This window comes from Rhodococcoides fascians NBRC 12155 = LMG 3623 (assembly GCF_001894785.1).
In the GTDB taxonomy this organism is placed as follows: Bacteria; Actinomycetota; Actinomycetes; order Mycobacteriales; family Mycobacteriaceae; genus Rhodococcoides; species Rhodococcoides fascians.
The window spans coordinates 246,735-263,473 of sequence record NZ_BCWW01000004.1; the positions used below are offsets into that span (position 1 = coordinate 246,735).

General features: G+C 64.8%; 17 protein-coding genes. 13 read left to right on the plus strand and 4 right to left on the minus strand.

Features of this window, described 5'->3' with window-relative positions:
- Positions 1 to 50 precede the first annotated feature (50 nt).
- Together RFA01S_RS12405 and hisG are read left to right on the plus strand one after the other, a co-directional pair.
- Complete coding sequence (locus RFA01S_RS12405; protein WP_027497080.1) at positions 51 to 314, plus strand: phosphoribosyl-ATP diphosphatase; 264 nt, start codon at positions 51 to 53, stop codon at positions 312 to 314.
- 48 nt (positions 315 to 362) lie between these two features.
- Complete coding sequence (gene hisG, locus RFA01S_RS12410) at positions 363 to 1,214, plus strand: ATP phosphoribosyltransferase (RefSeq protein ID WP_032372777.1); 852 nt, start codon at positions 363 to 365, stop codon at positions 1,212 to 1,214.
- Positions 1,215 to 1,247: 33 nt separating this feature from the next.
- Here hisG and RFA01S_RS12415 read toward each other — a convergent pair whose 3' ends face one another.
- The gene (locus RFA01S_RS12415) at positions 1,248 to 2,060 is read right to left on the minus strand and encodes a thioesterase family protein (RefSeq protein ID WP_032365804.1); all 813 of its coding nucleotides are present in this window, start codon (positions 2,058 to 2,060) and stop codon (positions 1,248 to 1,250) included.
- Positions 2,057 to 2,953 (minus strand): RecB family exonuclease, encoded by an 897-nt coding sequence (locus tag RFA01S_RS12420; protein ID WP_371828014.1) that lies wholly within the window; start codon positions 2,951 to 2,953, stop codon positions 2,057 to 2,059. The genes RFA01S_RS12415 and RFA01S_RS12420 overlap by 4 nt, the downstream gene beginning before the upstream one ends.
- Positions 2,954 to 3,322: 369 nt before the next feature.
- On the opposite strand from RFA01S_RS12420, the gene RFA01S_RS12425 reads away from it, so the two are divergent.
- The gene (locus RFA01S_RS12425; protein WP_045841903.1) at positions 3,323 to 4,138 is read left to right on the plus strand and encodes a tRNA (adenine-N1)-methyltransferase; all 816 of its coding nucleotides are present in this window, start codon (positions 3,323 to 3,325) and stop codon (positions 4,136 to 4,138) included.
- A gap of 22 nt (positions 4,139 to 4,160) precedes the next feature.
- On the opposite strand, the gene RFA01S_RS12430 is transcribed toward RFA01S_RS12425, so the two are convergent.
- Complete coding sequence (locus RFA01S_RS12430) at positions 4,161 to 4,646, minus strand: WKL family lipoprotein (RefSeq protein ID WP_032365805.1); 486 nt, start codon at positions 4,644 to 4,646, stop codon at positions 4,161 to 4,163.
- A 184-nt stretch (positions 4,647 to 4,830) separates the two neighbouring features.
- Here RFA01S_RS12430 and arc point away from each other — a divergent pair, with 184 nt between their 5' ends.
- The 5 genes from arc (at position 4,831) to prcA (ending at position 10,276) form a co-directional block, all read left to right on the plus strand.
- A complete protein-coding gene (gene arc / locus RFA01S_RS12435) occupies positions 4,831 to 6,594 on the plus strand; it encodes a proteasome ATPase (RefSeq protein WP_032365854.1) in 1,764 nt (587 codons plus the stop codon).
- An 81-nt stretch (positions 6,595 to 6,675) separates the two neighbouring features.
- Positions 6,676 to 8,175, plus strand: a complete 1,500-nt coding sequence (gene dop / locus RFA01S_RS12440; RefSeq protein WP_027497085.1) for a depupylase/deamidase Dop — start codon at positions 6,676 to 6,678, stop codon at positions 8,173 to 8,175.
- 195 nt (positions 8,176 to 8,370) lie between these two features.
- The gene (locus RFA01S_RS12445) at positions 8,371 to 8,568 is read left to right on the plus strand and encodes a ubiquitin-like protein Pup (protein ID WP_032365806.1); all 198 of its coding nucleotides are present in this window, start codon (positions 8,371 to 8,373) and stop codon (positions 8,566 to 8,568) included.
- Positions 8,565 to 9,506, plus strand: a complete 942-nt coding sequence (prcB, locus tag RFA01S_RS12450) for a proteasome subunit beta (protein ID WP_027497087.1) — start codon at positions 8,565 to 8,567, stop codon at positions 9,504 to 9,506. Before RFA01S_RS12445 ends, prcB begins: the two co-directional genes overlap by 4 nt.
- Positions 9,503 to 10,276, plus strand: coding sequence for a proteasome subunit alpha (prcA, locus tag RFA01S_RS12455; protein ID WP_027497088.1), 774 nt, complete (start codon positions 9,503 to 9,505; stop codon positions 10,274 to 10,276). Before prcB ends, prcA begins: the two co-directional genes overlap by 4 nt.
- A 37-nt stretch (positions 10,277 to 10,313) precedes the next feature.
- Here prcA and RFA01S_RS12460 read toward each other — a convergent pair whose 3' ends face one another.
- On the minus strand, positions 10,314 to 11,783 hold the full coding sequence (locus RFA01S_RS12460) for a bifunctional phosphatase PAP2/diacylglycerol kinase family protein (RefSeq protein ID WP_032391417.1): 1,470 nt from the start codon (positions 11,781 to 11,783) through the stop codon (positions 10,314 to 10,316).
- Between the two features lie 76 nt (positions 11,784 to 11,859).
- On the opposite strand from RFA01S_RS12460, the gene pafA reads away from it, so the two are divergent.
- The 5 genes from pafA (at position 11,860) to tatC (ending at position 16,729) form a co-directional block, all read left to right on the plus strand.
- Entirely contained in the window at positions 11,860 to 13,218 is a 1,359-nt protein-coding gene (pafA, locus tag RFA01S_RS12465; RefSeq protein WP_174557245.1) for a Pup--protein ligase, read from the plus strand.
- 93 nt (positions 13,219 to 13,311) lie between these two features.
- Entirely contained in the window at positions 13,312 to 14,304 is a 993-nt protein-coding gene (locus RFA01S_RS12470; protein ID WP_027497091.1) for a helix-turn-helix transcriptional regulator, read from the plus strand.
- On the plus strand, positions 14,301 to 15,296 hold the full coding sequence (locus RFA01S_RS12475; RefSeq protein WP_027497092.1) for a helix-turn-helix transcriptional regulator: 996 nt from the start codon (positions 14,301 to 14,303) through the stop codon (positions 15,294 to 15,296). Before RFA01S_RS12470 ends, RFA01S_RS12475 begins: the two co-directional genes overlap by 4 nt.
- An 85-nt stretch (positions 15,297 to 15,381) precedes the next feature.
- The gene (gene tatA / locus RFA01S_RS12480; RefSeq protein ID WP_027497093.1) at positions 15,382 to 15,648 is read left to right on the plus strand and encodes a Sec-independent protein translocase subunit TatA; all 267 of its coding nucleotides are present in this window, start codon (positions 15,382 to 15,384) and stop codon (positions 15,646 to 15,648) included.
- 109 nt (positions 15,649 to 15,757) lie between these two features.
- Positions 15,758 to 16,729 carry a twin-arginine translocase subunit TatC gene (tatC, locus tag RFA01S_RS12485; RefSeq protein ID WP_027497094.1) on the plus strand — a complete coding sequence of 324 codons (972 nt, stop codon included), beginning with the start codon at positions 15,758 to 15,760 and terminating at the stop codon, positions 16,727 to 16,729.
- The last annotated feature ends 10 nt before the right edge of the window (positions 16,730 to 16,739 follow it).

The following is a 16,739-nucleotide window of genomic DNA, read 5'->3' on the forward strand; positions in this document are numbered from 1 at the left end:
TCTCGACCGAATTGATTCCGCTGGACACCGACGTGAAAGAATACGAATCCGTGAAGACTTTCGATTCCCTGTTCGCCGAGCTCACCGACCGCGCGAAGACCCGCCCCGAGGGCTCGGGCACTGTCGCTGCGTTGGACGCAGGAGTTCATTTCCAGGGTAAGAAGGTCCTCGAAGAGGCCGGCGAGGTGTGGATCGCTGCCGAACACGAGAGCGACGCTGCACTCGCCGAAGAAATTTCGCAGCTGCTGTACTGGGTTCAGGTCATGATGGTGGGTAGGGGAATCGAGCTCGAGGACGTCTACCGACATCTGTGAGGTAGGGCCCGAACGTCTCCTGTGAACTCACCGATGAAGGAAAACTCCATGCTGCGTGTAGCCGTACCCAACAAGGGCGCGTTGTCCGAATCCGCCGCCGAGATCCTCAGCGAGGCCGGCTACCGGCGTCGGAGCGACTCCAAGGATCTGACCGTCCTCGACCCGGCCAACGGGGTCGAATTCTTCTTTCTCCGTCCCAAGGACATTGCCATCTACGTCGGGTCGGGCCAGCTCGATCTGGGCATCACCGGACGAGACCTGGCTCTCGATTCCGGGGCAGCGGTCGAAGAGCGCCTGGCGCTCGGATTCGGCCGGTCGACGTTCCGCTACGCGGCACCCGCGGGCAAGGAATGGGCACCCGAGGACTTGGGCGGACTGCGCATCGCCACCTCGTACCCCAATCTCGTGCGTAAGGACCTGGCCGAGCGCGGCTTGGAGGCCACGGTGATCCGTCTCGACGGGGCCGTGGAGATTTCCATTCAACTCGGTGTCGCCGACGCCATCGCGGACGTGGTCGAGTCGGGTCGCTCACTGCGTCAGAACAATCTCGTCGCGTTCGGCGAATCTTTGTGCGATTCCGAGGGTGTTCTCATCGAGCGCGCAGGCACGCCGGGCACCGACTCCGCACGCAAGCAGTTGATCGCTCGCGTACAGGGCGTCGTCTTCGCCCAGCAGTACCTGATGCTCGATTACGACTGCCCCAAGTCGATCCTCGACGAAGCCGTCAAGATCACCCCCGGCATCGAATCACCTACGCTCGCACCGATGGTCGACGACAACTGGGTTGCCGTGCGCGCCATGGTCTCTCGCAAGGTCCACAACAACGTGATGGACGAGCTCGCGGAACTGGGCGCGAAAGCCATTCTCGCCTCCGACATCAGGTCCTGCCGAGCGTTCTGAGTGCGTGGCGGAACGCCCGTCGTTCCGCCACGATCACGCGCGTCGGCGAACCAGCACTGTTTGCGCGATGCGCCCGACCGGCCCCAGTTCGTCACTGAGGGTGCCTGCGCACATGGCGATGCCGTCCGGACCCGTCGACGTCTCGGCCGACACTCCGATCCAGTCACCCTGGGGTTCGCGGAAGACGTGCACCGTCAGATCGGTGTTCAGGAACGTCCACTGCTCGATCGGCAATTTCGCACCCACACCGTTGGCGATGTCGGCAATCGAGAACAGCCGTTCCAGTGGCGTCATCGACTCACCCTGCACCAGAACGGGAGTCGGCTTCGCCCACACTTCACCGGGCCCCGCTGCGCCGAGCTCGGTGAGAAACTTGAACTCGACCGCGTCGAGGTATCCGGAGGTCCAGAGTCCGCCGAAGGTGCTGTCGACGCCGGCGCTCACCGGTCGCATCACCGAATCTCCCACGTGCACGACGTCGTCGGTGGGCTCGGTACGCATACGCCATGCGCTGCCCCGCGCCACCGCTCGCGCCGGCCCCGCTGATCCTCGAGCCCACAGTTCGGCGACGACGAGTTCGACATTAGCGCCCGGCCGCGCCGTCCATGCGCGAATCGTGATGTCCGACACCGGAACAGGTCCGAGAATGTCGACGACCACCCGGCTGATTCGAGTATCGGGTCTGGCATCGACCCGCTCGAGTGCGCGGACCAACAACGCGGACGGCGGAGCGCCGTGCTGCATCGTCGGTGCCCACAGGCTGACGGTGTGCTCGGTCGCGGTGACGATCTCGTAACCGTCGTCGTCGACACCGGCAGGAACGAAGAAGGCGTCAGGACTCGTCACAGCTCCGTCTCCTCCTGCTCCGCAGCCGCCTGCGGCCAACCGGGGTACGGCGGGGGAGTGCCGCCGAACTCGGGGCACAGTGCCCGGTGATCGCACCACTTGCACAGTGCGCCTTTCTTGGCGCGGAAGTCGCCGGTCTCACCGGCCGCCAGAATCGCCTTCCAGATGGCCGAGAGCATGCGCTCGAAGCGCAGCAGCTCACCCTCGTCCGGTGCGTATGTCAGCTCCTGCTTGTCGGCGAGGTACATCAACTTCAGTTGCGCGGGAACGACTCCGCGCATGCGCATGATCATCAGCGCATAGAATTTCATCTGGAACAGAGCCTTGGATTCGGTGAACTCACGCGGCGCACGTCCGGTCTTGTAATCGACGACGCGAATCATTCCGTTGGGTGCGACGTCGATCCGGTCGATGAATCCGCGCAGCGGCGTTCCGTCGTCCAACGCGATCTCGACGCGCTGTTCGCAGGACTCGGGATCGAAGTGCGTGGGATCTTCGAGTTCGTAGTACCCGTCCACCAGGGCACGAGCCCGGTCGAGAAACGCCGGACGGTCGTCCGCCGGAACCAGCGACGCGATGTCGGGTGACTCGGCCACGACCCGATCCCAGGCCGGGTCCACCAGGTCGCGCGCAGTGGTGGGCACTCGATCGCGGGCAGGGAGTGCGTACAGGGCCTCGAGTGCGGCATGCACCACAGTTCCCTTCACCTGTGCCTCGGTGGAGACCTCGGGAAGCCGGTCCACGGCACGGAAGCGATACAACAGTGGGCACTGCTTGAAATCACCTGCGCGAGAAGGAGACAGAGCCGGGGTACTGCGGTTGCCGGACCTCGAACGCGGTACGTCGGCGCTGTCACCGACATCGAGAAGAGGTAAGTCGATGGGGCTCGACACGGAAATACTCACGACTGCGAGACTATGCCGCTGGTCCGACATCTTCGGTGAAGGCCGTAGTCTGGCACGTCGAGTCGTCCCCCGACGCCCGCCGATCGAGGCCGAGCGTCACATCGCAACGAAAGCAGGTCCGCTGTGTCCTCCGGTGATTCCACATCCGCGTCGACCGACGGATTCGAGGCCGACGCCGCGTTCGACGCCACGGTCGACGCATCGCTGCCCAGTGCGGACGACGTGGTCACTGCCACGACCGAAGAGATCGAACTCGACCCGAATGTCACGTCCGGCGCGGAGGCCACTCCAGCTGCCGACGCCACAGCTGCAGACGCACCGGCGGAGACCGGTCCCGCCCGCAGTGGGCCGTTTCGAGTGGGCGATCGAGTTCAGCTCACCGACGGCAAGGGTCGTCACTACACGGTGGTACTGGAAGCCGGTAAGGAATTCCATACTCACCGCGGCGGCATCACTCACGACAAACTGCTCGGTGCCGACGAGGGCAGCGTCGTCACCTCCGTCAACGGCACCCCCTACCTCGCGCTGCGGCCGCTGCTGACCGACTACGTGCTCTCGATGCCCCGCGGTGCCCAGGTGATCTACCCCAAGGACGCGGCGCAGATCGTGCACGAGGGTGACATGTTCCCCGGCGCACGGGTGCTCGAGGCCGGTGCAGGATCCGGCGCTCTGACGTGCTCACTGCTGCGTGCAGTCGGTACAGCAGGAACGGTCATCTCCTACGAGATCCGGCAGGACCACGCCGACTATGCCGTGAAGAACGTCGAGACGTTCTTCGGCGAGCGCCCGTCGAACTGGCACCTGACCGTGGCAGACGTCGACCAGTTCGGTGTCGATCGTCCGGGTGAGCAGGTCGATCGGGTGGTCCTGGACATGCTCGCGCCGTGGGACGCGTTGCCCGCGGTGTCCAAGGCCCTCGTCCCCGGTGGGGTGCTGCTGGTCTACGTGGCCACGGTGACGCAGCTGTCCAAGGTCGTCGAGGCGCTACGCGCACAGGAGTGCTGGACCGAACCTCGATCGTGGGAGTCGATGGTTCGCGGCTGGCACGTGGTGGGTCTCGCGGTTCGCCCCGAGCACCGCATGCAGGGACACACGGCATTCCTCGTCAGCGTTCGACGCCTCGCCGAGGGCACCGTGACCCCGAAACCGCAGCGTCGTTCCGGTAAGGGCTGACGCTGCAGGCTCGGCTGCCGACTCAGACGCAGGGTGCCTGGCCCATGGCCAGGATCTGGCACGTGCTGGCGTCCGACAGCTTCCAGGTGCCATCGATCAGCACCCAGGTCTGCGGTGCCGGAGCCGCGGTCCCGCGTGGAGTGGCGATGGCGACGTCCGCGGTGGACGTCTCACCGGCGACGGTCGGTTCCGACACCTCGAAGGTGATCGCTCCGTAGTTCGCCAGTGCGGCGGTCATCGTCTCCAGGTTCGTCAGGCGCGCCTGACCGTTCTCCACTGCCGCAGCCTTGGTCGCTGCGTCCACGTCCGGTGCGACCAGCTGCTGCAGCGAGGTCTGCAACTCGGCGACGGTAGGTGCTGTGACAGCCGGCCCGGCGGTGGTCGTCGGCATGGAGTCGCTGGTCGACGCGGAATTGTGATCGGCGTGATCGGATTCATCGCTCGAACTGCATCCTGCACCCACCAGAGCCACCGCGGCTACTGCGACGCTTGCCGAGAGAATACGCATTTTCACTGGTGAGGCCCCTGATTCCGTCGTCTGTCGATCGATTGGTCAGGTGAGGCTAACATGAACTGGGATGGCCTTTCGGGGCCGCCGAGCAGAGTGGATGCCGACCCCGTTCGAGGTGTCGGTCCGCATCTCCGCGCCGCTGCCGGTAGCGTTGATAGATCGTCACTGGGAGGAGTCGCTCATGAGCTCAACAGACAATCCGGATGTGGCCGCGGCCAGAGCCGAACTGGACGCCGTGCGAGCCGAAGTCGCGTCGCTACGGCGCCAACTGGGGGAGTCCCCCGAGCAGGTACGCGAGCTCGAGGGCCGGGTCGATTCCTTGTCGCTGCGCAACACGAAGTTGCTCGACACTCTCAAGGAGGCCCGACAACAGCTCATCGCGCTGCGCGAGGAGGTGGACCGTCTCGGTCAACCGCCGAGCGGATACGGCGTCCTGCTGAGCGTGTTCGAGGACGGCACAGTCGACGTGTTCACGTCCGGTCGGAAGATGCGACTGACGTGCTCACCCAACATCGAGGCCGACACGCTCGCTCCGGGACAGACCGTGCGGTTGAACGAGGCGTTGACCATCGTCGAGGCGTGCACCTTCGATCAGGTCGGCGAGATCAGCACTCTCCGAGAGCTTCTGGGGGATGGATCGCGCGCTCTCGTCGTCGGACATGCCGACGAGGAACGGGTGGTCTGGCTGGCCAAACCGTTGATCGACATGGTCAACGACGACGGACCGGTCGACCCGGACGAGCCGTCACGGAAGCTCCGTCCCGGGGATTCGCTGCTGGTCGACACCAAGGCCGGCTACGCGTTCGAGCGCGTTCCCAAGGCCGAGGTGGAGGATCTCGTTCTCGAGGAGGTTCCGGACGTCGGATACGAGGACATCGGCGGTCTCGGTCGACAGATCGAGCAGATTCGGGACGCCGTAGAGCTGCCGTTCCTGCACAAGGATCTGTTCCGAGAGTACTCACTGCGTCCGCCGAAGGGCGTGCTGCTGTACGGCCCTCCCGGGTGTGGAAAGACGTTGATCGCCAAGGCCGTTGCCAACTCGCTGGCCAAGAAGATCGCCGAGGCACGTGGCCAGGATGCGCGGGAGGCGAAGTCGTTCTTCCTCAACATCAAGGGCCCCGAGCTGCTCAACAAGTTCGTCGGTGAGACCGAGCGTCACATCCGCATGATCTTTCAGCGGGCACGAGAGAAGGCGTCCGAGGGCACCCCGGTCATCGTGTTCTTCGACGAGATGGACTCGATCTTCCGTACCCGCGGCTCCGGCGTCTCGTCCGACGTGGAGACGACGGTCGTTCCGCAGCTGCTCGCCGAGATCGACGGTGTCGAAGGCCTAGAGAACGTCATCGTGATCGGTGCGTCCAATCGCGAGGACATGATCGACCCGGCGATCCTGCGACCCGGCCGACTCGACGTGAAGATCAAGATCGAGCGTCCCGACGCCGAATCGGCACAGGACATCTTCTCGAAGTACCTGACCGATTCGCTTCCGGTCAACGCCGACGACGTCGCCGAGTTCGGCGGCGATCGCGCGGCGTGCATCCGGGGCATGATCGATCGCGTCGTCGAGCGCATGTACGCCGAGAGTGACGACAATCGGTTCCTCGAGGTCACCTACGCCAACGGGGACAAGGAAGTTCTGTATTTCAAGGACTTCAACTCCGGGGCCATGATCCAGAACATCGTCGACCGGGCAAAGAAGTACGCCATCAAGTCGGTTCTCGAAACCGGAAACGCCGGACTGCGGATTCAGCACCTTTTCGATTCCATCGTCGACGAGTTCGCGGAGAACGAAGATCTGCCGAACACCACGAATCCGGACGACTGGGCTCGGATCTCGGGCAAGAAGGGCGAGCGAATCGTCTACATTCGCACGTTGGTCACCGGCAAGAACGCCAGCGCGAGCCGGGCGATCGACACCGAGGCCAATACCGGTCAGTACCTGTAGATCCACCGCTGGGCAGTTTTCGGGGCGCGTCCGCACAGGGCGCGCCCCGAACTGCATCCGTCGGCCGTCTAGGCTCGACTTATGCAGCGCATCATCGGTATCGAGGTCGAGTACGGCATTTCTTCACCGACCGAACCCACCGCCAACCCGATCCTGACGTCCACCCAGGCGGTGTTGGCGTACGCGGCAGCCGCAGGAGTGCCCCGCGCCAAGCGCACCCGCTGGGACTACGAGGTGGAATCACCGCTGCGCGATGCACGAGGCTTCGATCTCGGACGGTTCAGCGGACCGGCTCCGGTCATCGATGCCGACGAAATCGGTGCGGCGAACATGATTCTCACCAACGGTGCCCGCCTGTACGTCGATCACGCGCACCCCGAGTACTCGGCCCCGGAGGTGCGGGACCCACTGGACGCGGTGATCTGGGACAAGGCAGGCGAACGCGTCATGGAAGCGGCCGCACGGCACGCGTCGAGCGTCCCAGGGGCTCCGCGCCTGCAGCTGTACAAGAACAACGTCGACGGCAAGGGCGCGTCGTACGGCACGCACGAGAACTATCTGATGTCGCGTGAGACACCGTTCTCGGCGGTGATCGCGGGGCTCTCGCCGTTCTTCGCCTCCAGGCAAGTCATCACCGGCTCCGGGCGAGTCGGTATCGGCCAGTCGGGCGACGAGGCCGGGTTCCAGCTCTCGCAGCGAGCGGACTACATCGAGGTGGAGGTCGGACTGGAGACCACCCTCAAGCGCGGCATCATCAACACCCGGGACGAACCGCACGCAGACGCAGACAAGTACCGACGTCTGCACTGCATCATCGGCGACGCCAACCTGGCGGAGATGTCGACCTACCTCAAGGTGGGAACCACGGCCCTCGTGCTCGACCTCATCGAGGCGGGCGTCGACCTGTCGGATCTGCAGCTGGCCAGGCCGGTCACGGCTGTCCATCAGATCAGCCACGATCCCACCCTGCGCAAGGCCGTGGCACTCGCCGACGGCCGCGAACTGACGGGCCTTGCGCTGCAGCGGATCTACCACCAGCGGGCGGCGAAGTTCGTGGCTGCCGAGGGCAGCGACGACGCACGAGCACTGGACGTGCTCGACAAGTGGGCGATGGTGCTGGACCTGCTCGAGCGCGATCCCATGGAGTGCGCGCATCTGCTGGACTGGCCGGCGAAATTGCGACTGCTCGAAGGGTTCCGACAGCGTGAGGGCCTCGGCTGGTCCGCTCCGCGGCTGCACCTGGTGGACCTGCAGTATTCCGATGTTCGCCTCGACAAGGGGCTCTACAACAGGTTGGTCGCCCGCGGTTCGATGGATCGTCTCGTCACCGAGCAGCAAGTTCTCGATGCGGTCGGCACACCGCCCGACGACACGAGGGCCTACTTCCGCGGCGAATGCCTGCGCAAATTCGGTGCTGACATCGCCGCGGCGAGCTGGGACTCGGTCATCTTCGATCTCGGTGGCGATTCGCTGGTACGGATTCCGACGCTCGAGCCGTTGCGGGGAACGAAATCCCACGTCGGTGCCCTGCTGGAGTCCGTGGACAGTGCAGCGGAACTGGTCGACCAGCTCACCACCTGATCGTCCAGGGCATTCGAATGGGTCGTTCGGCGGTGTCTTGCCAACCGGCGAGGTCGGACTGTCGGTAGGGTAAAGGTCCGTGCACTTTCGGCGGAACGTTCGGTAGCACTTGCACATCCACGCCGGTGCGCCTCGGATGACCCGGCGACCGTGCAGTAGATCTGTTTTCTCGATACACAGAGGAGGTCGGCGACTATGGCTCAGGAGCAGACACGGCGCTCGGGCGGCGGCGGCGGCGACGACGAGGTCCCAGGCGACACGGGGGCCGGTGGCCAGGAACGGCGCGAGAAGTTGGCCGAGGAGACCGACGATCTTCTCGACGAGATCGACGACGTTCTCGAGGAGAATGCCGAGGACTTCGTCCGCGCCTACGTTCAGAAGGGCGGCCAGTGACGGTGGATCGTTCGGACCCACGGTCGGCAGGCGACGGACCGGCGATTCCGCTGGGGTCCAGTAGCTCGTCCTTCTCCGACTACCTCCGTCAGCACGCCCCGCACCTGCTGCCGGAGAGCGGCCTCGCCGCGGACCTGGCGTCCCACGCCGCCAACGGCACCACCGACAAGTCCGGCATCGCTCCGCACGGTACGACGATCGTCGCCCTCACCTACGCGGGCGGGGTGCTGATCGCCGGTGATCGGCGCGCCACTCAGGGCAATCTGATCGCCAACCGTGACATGCAGAAGGTCTACGTCACCGACGAGTACTCCGCTGCGGGCATTGCCGGAACTGCGGGTATCGCAATCGAATTGGTTCGTCTGTTCGCTGTCGAACTCGAGCACTACGAGAAGATCGAGGGCGTGCCGCTCACCTTCAACGGCAAGGCCAACAAGTTGTCGTCGATGGTTCGGAGCAATCTGGGTGCGGCGATGCAGGGACTGGCTGCGGTGCCGTTGCTGGTCGGATTCGACATCGACATCTCCGATCCCGACAGAGCCGGACGCATCGTGTCGTACGACGTGGTCGGCGGGCGTTACGAGGAGCGGTCGGGCTATCACGCAGTGGGTTCGGGCTCGTTGTTCGCCAAATCCGCGCTCAAGAAGTTGTACCGCCCCGGAATGTCCGAGGACGAGGCGCTTCGGGCTGCAGTCGAGTCGCTGTACGACGCCGCCGACGACGACTCGGCCACCGGTGGTCCCGATGTCACCCGCGGCATCTACCCGACGGCAGTTGCCATCACGAGCGTCGGTGCGGACGACGTCGCGCACGATCGCATATCGGCTGCGGCCCGATCGGTTCTGGCAGAACGAACCGAGAGCGCAGCACACACCGGCGGCACGGACCACCACACCCGAGCAGGCCAGGAAGTCAGCGAAGGGGGTAGCGCGCTATGACGATGCCGTATTACGCATCTGCCGAACAGATCATGCGCGATCGTTCGGAATTGGCGCGCAAGGGAATCGGCCGCGGCCGCAGCGTCATCGTGCTGGCGTATGCCGACGGGGTCCTGTTCGTCGCCGAGAATCGCTCGACCGCGCTGCACAAGGTCAGTGAGCTCTACGACCGCATCGGTTTCGCTGCCGTCGGCAAGTACAACGAGTTCGAGAACCTACGCAAGGCCGGCATCCAGCACGCAGACATCAAGGGATACACCTACGATCGACGCGATGTCACCGGCCGGTCGTTGGCGAAGACCTACGCCCAGGCACTGGGCACCATCTTCACCGAGCAGCTCAAGCCGTACGAGGTCGAGATCTGCGTCGCCGAGGTGTCCCATCAGGACGAGCCGATGGCCACGCAGCTGTACCGCATCACGTACGACGGCTCCATCGTCGACGAACAGGATTTCGTCGTCATGGGCGGTACCACCGAGCCCATCGTGGCCGCGCTGAAGGATACGTACCGGTCCGGCCTCGGGTTGGCGGACGCAGTTCGTATCGCCGTCGACGCGCTCACCGCCGGTCCGACGTCGCCTGCGACTGCCGGTGCCGAGCCCGAGAAGAAGGTTCTCGAGGTGTCGGCCCTGGAGGTGGCCGTCCTGGATCAGGGGCGACCGCGTCGAGCGTTCCGGCGTATCGCCGGAGCTGCTCTGGCGGATATGTTGCCCGCATCGGCACCGTCCGCGACCGGCGACGGCTCCTCGGAGCCGGAGACTCCGCAGTAGTCCCCACGCTTCGGATCGAGGTCGACGGCCTCGTGCTCTATCGCTTCCGGTAGAGCACGAGGCCGTTCTTGTCGCTGCTGAACTGGAATGTCGTGCCGTCTCCGACGACCTCGCCGTCAGCCGCGAGGGCAACCGGGGCACCGTCCACCTCGACGGTCAAGCGTTGCGCCACACTGCGCACGTAGGCAGGCGACGAGCCGAGCGTTCCTGTGATCGTCGCCCACAGCAGTCGTGTTCTCGATGCCTTGGGTTCCGACGGGAGAAAGCGAACATCGAGGGTGCCGGTATGAATGCTGCTGCGCGACATGGGAACTTGATCGATCGGATCGTAGGTACCGTTGCCGACGAAGAGCATCCACACCGAGTGCGGCACCCCGTCGAGTCGAATGTTCAGTGGCTCTGCAGCCGCGAGCACTCGTGTCATCGCAACCGCAGCGGCCGGCCACTTACCGATTCGCTTCTGCAGCTTCTGCCGTAACCGCACCGAGTCGGGGTAACCCCCGAACGTCGCGGTGTTGACGAACGACACACTGCGGCCGTCGACGTCCACCTCGGCGATGTCGACCAGTTCGGCGGTGCCCGCCTCGACGGCGGCGGCGGTGTCCTCGACTGCGGTCAGACCGGTGTCGCGAGCGAAGTGGTTGAGAGTGCCACCCGGAAACGCGGCGAGTGGCAGGCCGTTACGGGCGGCCGAGGCGGCGACGCTGACGACCGTGCCGTCGCCTCCACACACTCCGAGAGCACGCGGCGTCGTGTTCCGAATTCTCTCTTCCAGTTGCTCGTTGAAGTCCCTCTCGGGATCGGGTACGAAGAGGTCGGCGTCGGGGAGCTCGCGACGGATGGCGTCCGGTACCGCCTCCGAACCGTCACCGGATCCGGGATTGACCAGCACCAACAGTCCCCGTCCGCCCGGCAGTGCCTCGACCTCGACCGGCGAGCCGAGATCGGCGGGCTTCGCCGAACGCACGGCCCACCAGCGGCGGGTCGACAGCGCGACCGCCGAACCGAGCGCCGCTCCGGCGACGACATCGGTGGGCCAGTGGACGCCGACGTGAACCCGGGAATAGCAGACTGCTGCGGCGACCGGAGCCAACAGCAATCCTGCCTTCGGTGATTCGATGGCGACCGCGGTGACGAAGGCGGCCGCGGACGCCGAGTGACCGGAGGGAAACGACGAGGACACCGGCGGGGCGAGCACCCGGCGCAGTACGGGAACCAGCTCGGTATCCGGCCTCGACCTCGGGAACACCGGCTTGAGCAGACCGTTCGCCACGGCGCTCGCACCCGCCACGGCGATCAGCCCCCGCACGCCGCCGCGTCGGGCCGAGCCACCGGCCGCGCCGAGAAGTGCGGCAGCTCCGAGCCACAGGCGACTGTGATCGGCGGCCGTGCTCAACGCGCGGAGCCCTGCATCCGCCCTGCTCGAGCGCAATGCCGCGCTTCGTGAAACCAGGGACAGGTCCCACGCGTGAACCGAGGCCGCAACAGACGTTGGCGTGGAAGTCATGGGGCCCAGCCTAGGCATGGACGCCATCGAGGCGCTCCGACACATCCATCGGTGGCTTGCGTTGTAGTGTCGAAGTGTGCAGCGACGAATTATGGGCATCGAGACCGAGTTCGGTGTCACATGTACCTTTCACGGACACCGACGCCTGAGTCCGGACGAGGTGGCCCGCTACCTCTTCCGTCGCGTGGTCTCGTGGGGCCGCAGCTCGAATGTGTTCCTCCGCAACGGCGCTCGCCTCTATCTCGACGTCGGTTCGCATCCCGAGTACGCCACTGCCGAATGCGACAGCCTGCTGCAATTGGTCACCCATGATCGCGCAGGCGAGCGAGTACTCGAGGATTTGCTGATCGACGCCGAGCAGCGTCTCGCCGAGGAGGGCATCGGCGGAGACATATACCTGTTCAAGAACAACACCGATTCGGCGGGCAACTCCTACGGTTGCCACGAGAATTTCCTCGTCCAGCGAGCGGGCGAATTCTCGCGCATCTCGGATGTACTCCTACCGTTCCTGGTCACCCGCCAATTGATCTGTGGCGCAGGCAAGGTGCTGCAGACACCCAAGGCCGCGACGTTCTGCCTCTCGCAGCGCGCCGAGCACATCTGGGAAGGCGTGTCGTCGGCCACCACTCGTTCGCGGCCGATCATCAACACCCGCGACGAACCGCACGCCGATGCCGAGAAGTATCGCCGGCTCCACGTCATCGTCGGCGATTCCAACATGGCCGAGACCTCGACCATGCTCAAGGTGGGGACGGCCGCACTCGTACTCGAGATGATCGAGGCAGGCGTCTCGTTCCGAGACTTCGCGCTGGACAATCCGATTCGAGCCATTCGCGAGGTCAGCCACGATCTGACCGGTCGCAGGCCGGTCCGCCTCGCCGGTGGCCGCCAGGCCAGTGCACTCGAAATCCAGCGTGAGTACTACTCCCGGGCCGTCGAGCATCTCCAGACGCGGGAGCCCAATGCTCAGGTGACCCAGGTGGTGGACCTGTGGGGACGCACACTCGATGCCATCGAGTCGCAGGACTTCGCCAAGGTCGACACCGAAATCGACTGGGTCATCAAACGCAAGCTGTTCGAGCGATATCAGGACCGCTACTCGATGGAACTTTCCGATCCCAAGATCGCTCAGCTCGATCTTGCGTACCACGACATCAAGCGTGGACGGGGAGTGTTCGACGTGCTGCAGCGCAAGGGTCTGGTCAAGCGAGTCACCGAGGACGAGCAGATCGACGAAGCGGTGAATTTGCCGCCGCAGACGACACGCGCGAAGCTGCGAGGTGAGTTCATCACCGCCGCCCAGGAAGCCGGACGCGACTTCACCGTCGACTGGGTACACCTGAAACTCAACGATCAGGCGCAGCGAACGGTGTTGTGCAAGGACCCGTTCCGTTCGGTCGACGAGCGCGTCGAGCGACTCATCGCATCGATGTAGTGCGAACGCGACTCGGCTGGAGGTCGGGTAGCGATCCAGGCAACTCGGGTCGCTACAGCTCCGGCGGGCGGTGAACAACTAGGCTCGACTGTCGTGGCCACCACCAAAGTCGAACGCCTGATGAACCTGGTCATCTGTCTGTTGTCGACGCGTCAGTTCCTGACCGCGGAGTGGATCCGCGAGAGCGTTGCCGGGTACGACGACTCGACGAGCCTCGAAGCGTTCAGCAGGATGTTCGAGCGTGACAAGAACGAACTGCGCGATCTCGGGGTGCCCCTCGAGACCGGCATCGCCACGCGGTTCGGTGGTGTCGAGGGCTATCGCATCAACCGAGATGCCTACGAGCTGCCGGACATCGATCTCACCAGCGAGGAATCGGCTGCGGTCGCGGTGGCCGTCAAACTGTGGGAATCACCGGAACTGACCTCCGCGGCCCAGAGTGCGCTGCTGAAACTGCGCGCCGCAGGTATTCAGGTCGACCAGAACGAGTCGGCGGCTGCCGTCACGGCCGTTCCGGCCCGAACCCGCGGGTCCGAGCCCGCACTGGGCGCCCTGCTCGCGGCGATCGACGAGGGGAAGTCGGTGCGGTTCGAGCATCGACCCTCGTTGACCGAGCCGTTCGTCACCCGAACCGTCCAGCCGTGGGGCGTTGTGACGTTCCGGGGACGGTGGTATCTCGTGGGACACGACGTGGACCGAGACGACACCCGAACCTTCCGACTGTCCCGGATCGGCGACGACGTCAAAGCCTTCGGATCACCTCAGAGTGTCCGCAAGCCAGACGGTATCGATCTTCAGGACATCGTCCGCCGCGTCGCAGGCACGTCCTCGGTGTCGGGTACCGCGCGAGTGTGGCTCCAGGACGGTCGGGCGACGGAGCTGCGGAGGATGGGCACCGTGGTGGGGGAGCAGACGGTGGGGTCGCGCACCGGAACGGTCGTCGAGGTTCCGGTACGGTCCTGGGATTGGATTTCGCGGCTCATCGCCGGTCACGGTCCCGACGCGATGGTGTTGGCCCCGGCAGAGCTGCGGGCCGATGTCATCTCCACATTGCAGACTGCAGCCGAACTGGAGAACGAACGATGAGCGCGCGTCTGTCGGTGCGGTTGGCCCGCCTGCTCAACATGGTGCCCTTCTTCATGGCCAATCCGGGGTTGAGCGCCGAGGAGGCCGCTCGGGAACTGGGCGTGACCACCGCGACGCTGATGGCCGATCTCAATCAGCTCTGGATGTGCGGTCTGCCCGGGTACGGACCGGGTGACCTCATCGATCTGTCGTTCTCCGAGGAGAGCATCGACGTCACCTTCTCCGCCGGGATCGACCGGCCGCTGCGGTTGACGTCCACCGAGGCCACCGCACTGTTGGTCGCACTTCGGTCGTTGACCTCGATGCCGGGGATGGTCGATCCGTCGGCCGCTCAGCGAGCGATCGCGAAGATCGAGACCGCGGCCGGGTCGGCGGCGGCGAATGTGCCGCTCTCGTCCGACCACGACACGGCCGACGCGGAGGAGGGTCCGGTGTCGAGCACCGTACGGTCTGCGCTCCGAGCCCGGCACGCACTCGAACTCACCTACTATTCGGCGTCGCGAGACGTGCTCACCGAGCGCATCGTCGATCCGATCAGGACCGTGGTGGTCGACGACAACAGCTATCTGCAGGCATGGTGTCGCGGCGCCGAGGGCGTTCGGCTGTTCAGATTCGATCGCATCGATTCGGCCACCGAACTCGACGAACCGTCGTCTCCGCCGGAGTCGGTGCAGGACGAGGACGCGTTCGAAATATTCAACGACGACCCCTCTCTGTCCCAAGCGCGGTTACGCGTCTCACCTGCGTTCACCTGGATCCTGGACTACTACCCGATGACGCAGGTAGCCGCCGATTCGGACGGGTCCATCGAGGTGACCATGCGTTTCGCGACGCTGCAGTGGATGACCCGGCTGACCCTCGGGTTCGGCGGTGGCGTCACCGTACTGGGACCTGAATCCTTGGTGAATTCCGTCCGCGATCGTGCGCGGTCCGCCCTGAATGCCTACGCGGAGCTCGACGCCACCGACACCGATGGCGGCCTCGCAACATGAACGTGAGGTGAAGCGGTGCGCTCCGTTGCCGAGCGCACCGCCCGCCGTCGGGTACGCTCGATTCATCTGATCTCAGGAGGTTCACATGGGATTCACCAGTCCCTGGCACTGGGCCATCGTTGCGGTGGTCGTCATCATTCTGTTCGGTTCCAAGAAGCTGCCCGAGGCTGCGCGTGGACTCGGACGCTCGTTGCGCATCTTCAAGAGCGAGGTCAAGGAGATGCAGAACGACGGCAAATCCGACACCGATACCGCGACTGCACAGCAGCCGGCCGCACCCGCTCAGCTGCCATCGCCGGCACCCGTGGCGCAGACCGAGACCACACCCCAGCACGACGCGAAGTCTGCCTGAGCGACGCCGCTCAGCACACCTTCGGTGCCGCGTCGGCACCGAAGGTTCACTGCTGTCGGTGACGGCCTCGTGCCGCCTGCCGACCGAAGAAGGCTGACCGTAGAACACCATGCGCATTCCGTTCGATCCACGGCGCAGTAAGCGTCGAGTCAATCCCGACGGCACGATGTCGTTGGTCGATCACCTGTACGAGCTGCGAACCCGGCTGCTCTGGTCGCTGCTGGCCATCGCGGTGACCACTGCATTCGGATTCTTCTGGTACTCACACACGATCTTCGGCGTTGAAAGCCTCGGCGATCTGCTCCGAGGCCCGTACTGCACCCTGGACCCGAGCCTGCGTGCGGATCTGAGCAACGACGATCAGTGCCGCCTGCTCGCCACCGGCCCGTTCGACCAGTTCCTGCTGCGGTTCAAGGTGGCGTTCACCGCAGGCGTCGTGCTCGCCTGCCCCATCTGGCTGTACCAGATCTGGGCGTTCATCACTCCCGGCCTGTACGCCAACGAACGCCGTTACGCAGTCTCCTTCGTCACCGGTGCCGCTGCGCTGTTCGTGACCGGAGCGATTCTGGCGTACTTCGTCGTCGCCAAGGGCTTGCACTTTCTGCTGTCGATCGGTGACAACGTCCAGATCACGGCACTGAGCGGCGATCAGTACTTCGGTTTTCTGATCAATCTTCTGATCATCTTCGGTGTCAGCTTCGAAATACCGCTGCTGGTCGTCGGGTTGAACTTCGTCGGTGTTCTCACCTACGAACGCCTGAAGGCGTGGCGTCGCGGGTTGATCTTCGGACTGTTCGTGTTCGCGGCGATCGCAACGCCCGGACAGGATCCCTTCTCGATGCTGGCCTTGGCGTTGGCTCTGACGGTGCTCTTCGAGATGGCAGTGCAGATTGCGCGGATTCACGACAAGCGTAAGTTGCGCAAGAGAAGAGACGAATGGGGTGATGTGTCAGATGACGAAGCAACACGCATCGAAGGCGCAAGTTCTATCCAGGCCCCACACGCTGTCGCACCGACACCGCCGGTGGGCGGTATCGGCACTGCGACCCGAACACAGGCACAGTACGACGACACGATCTGATGTGAGTCCC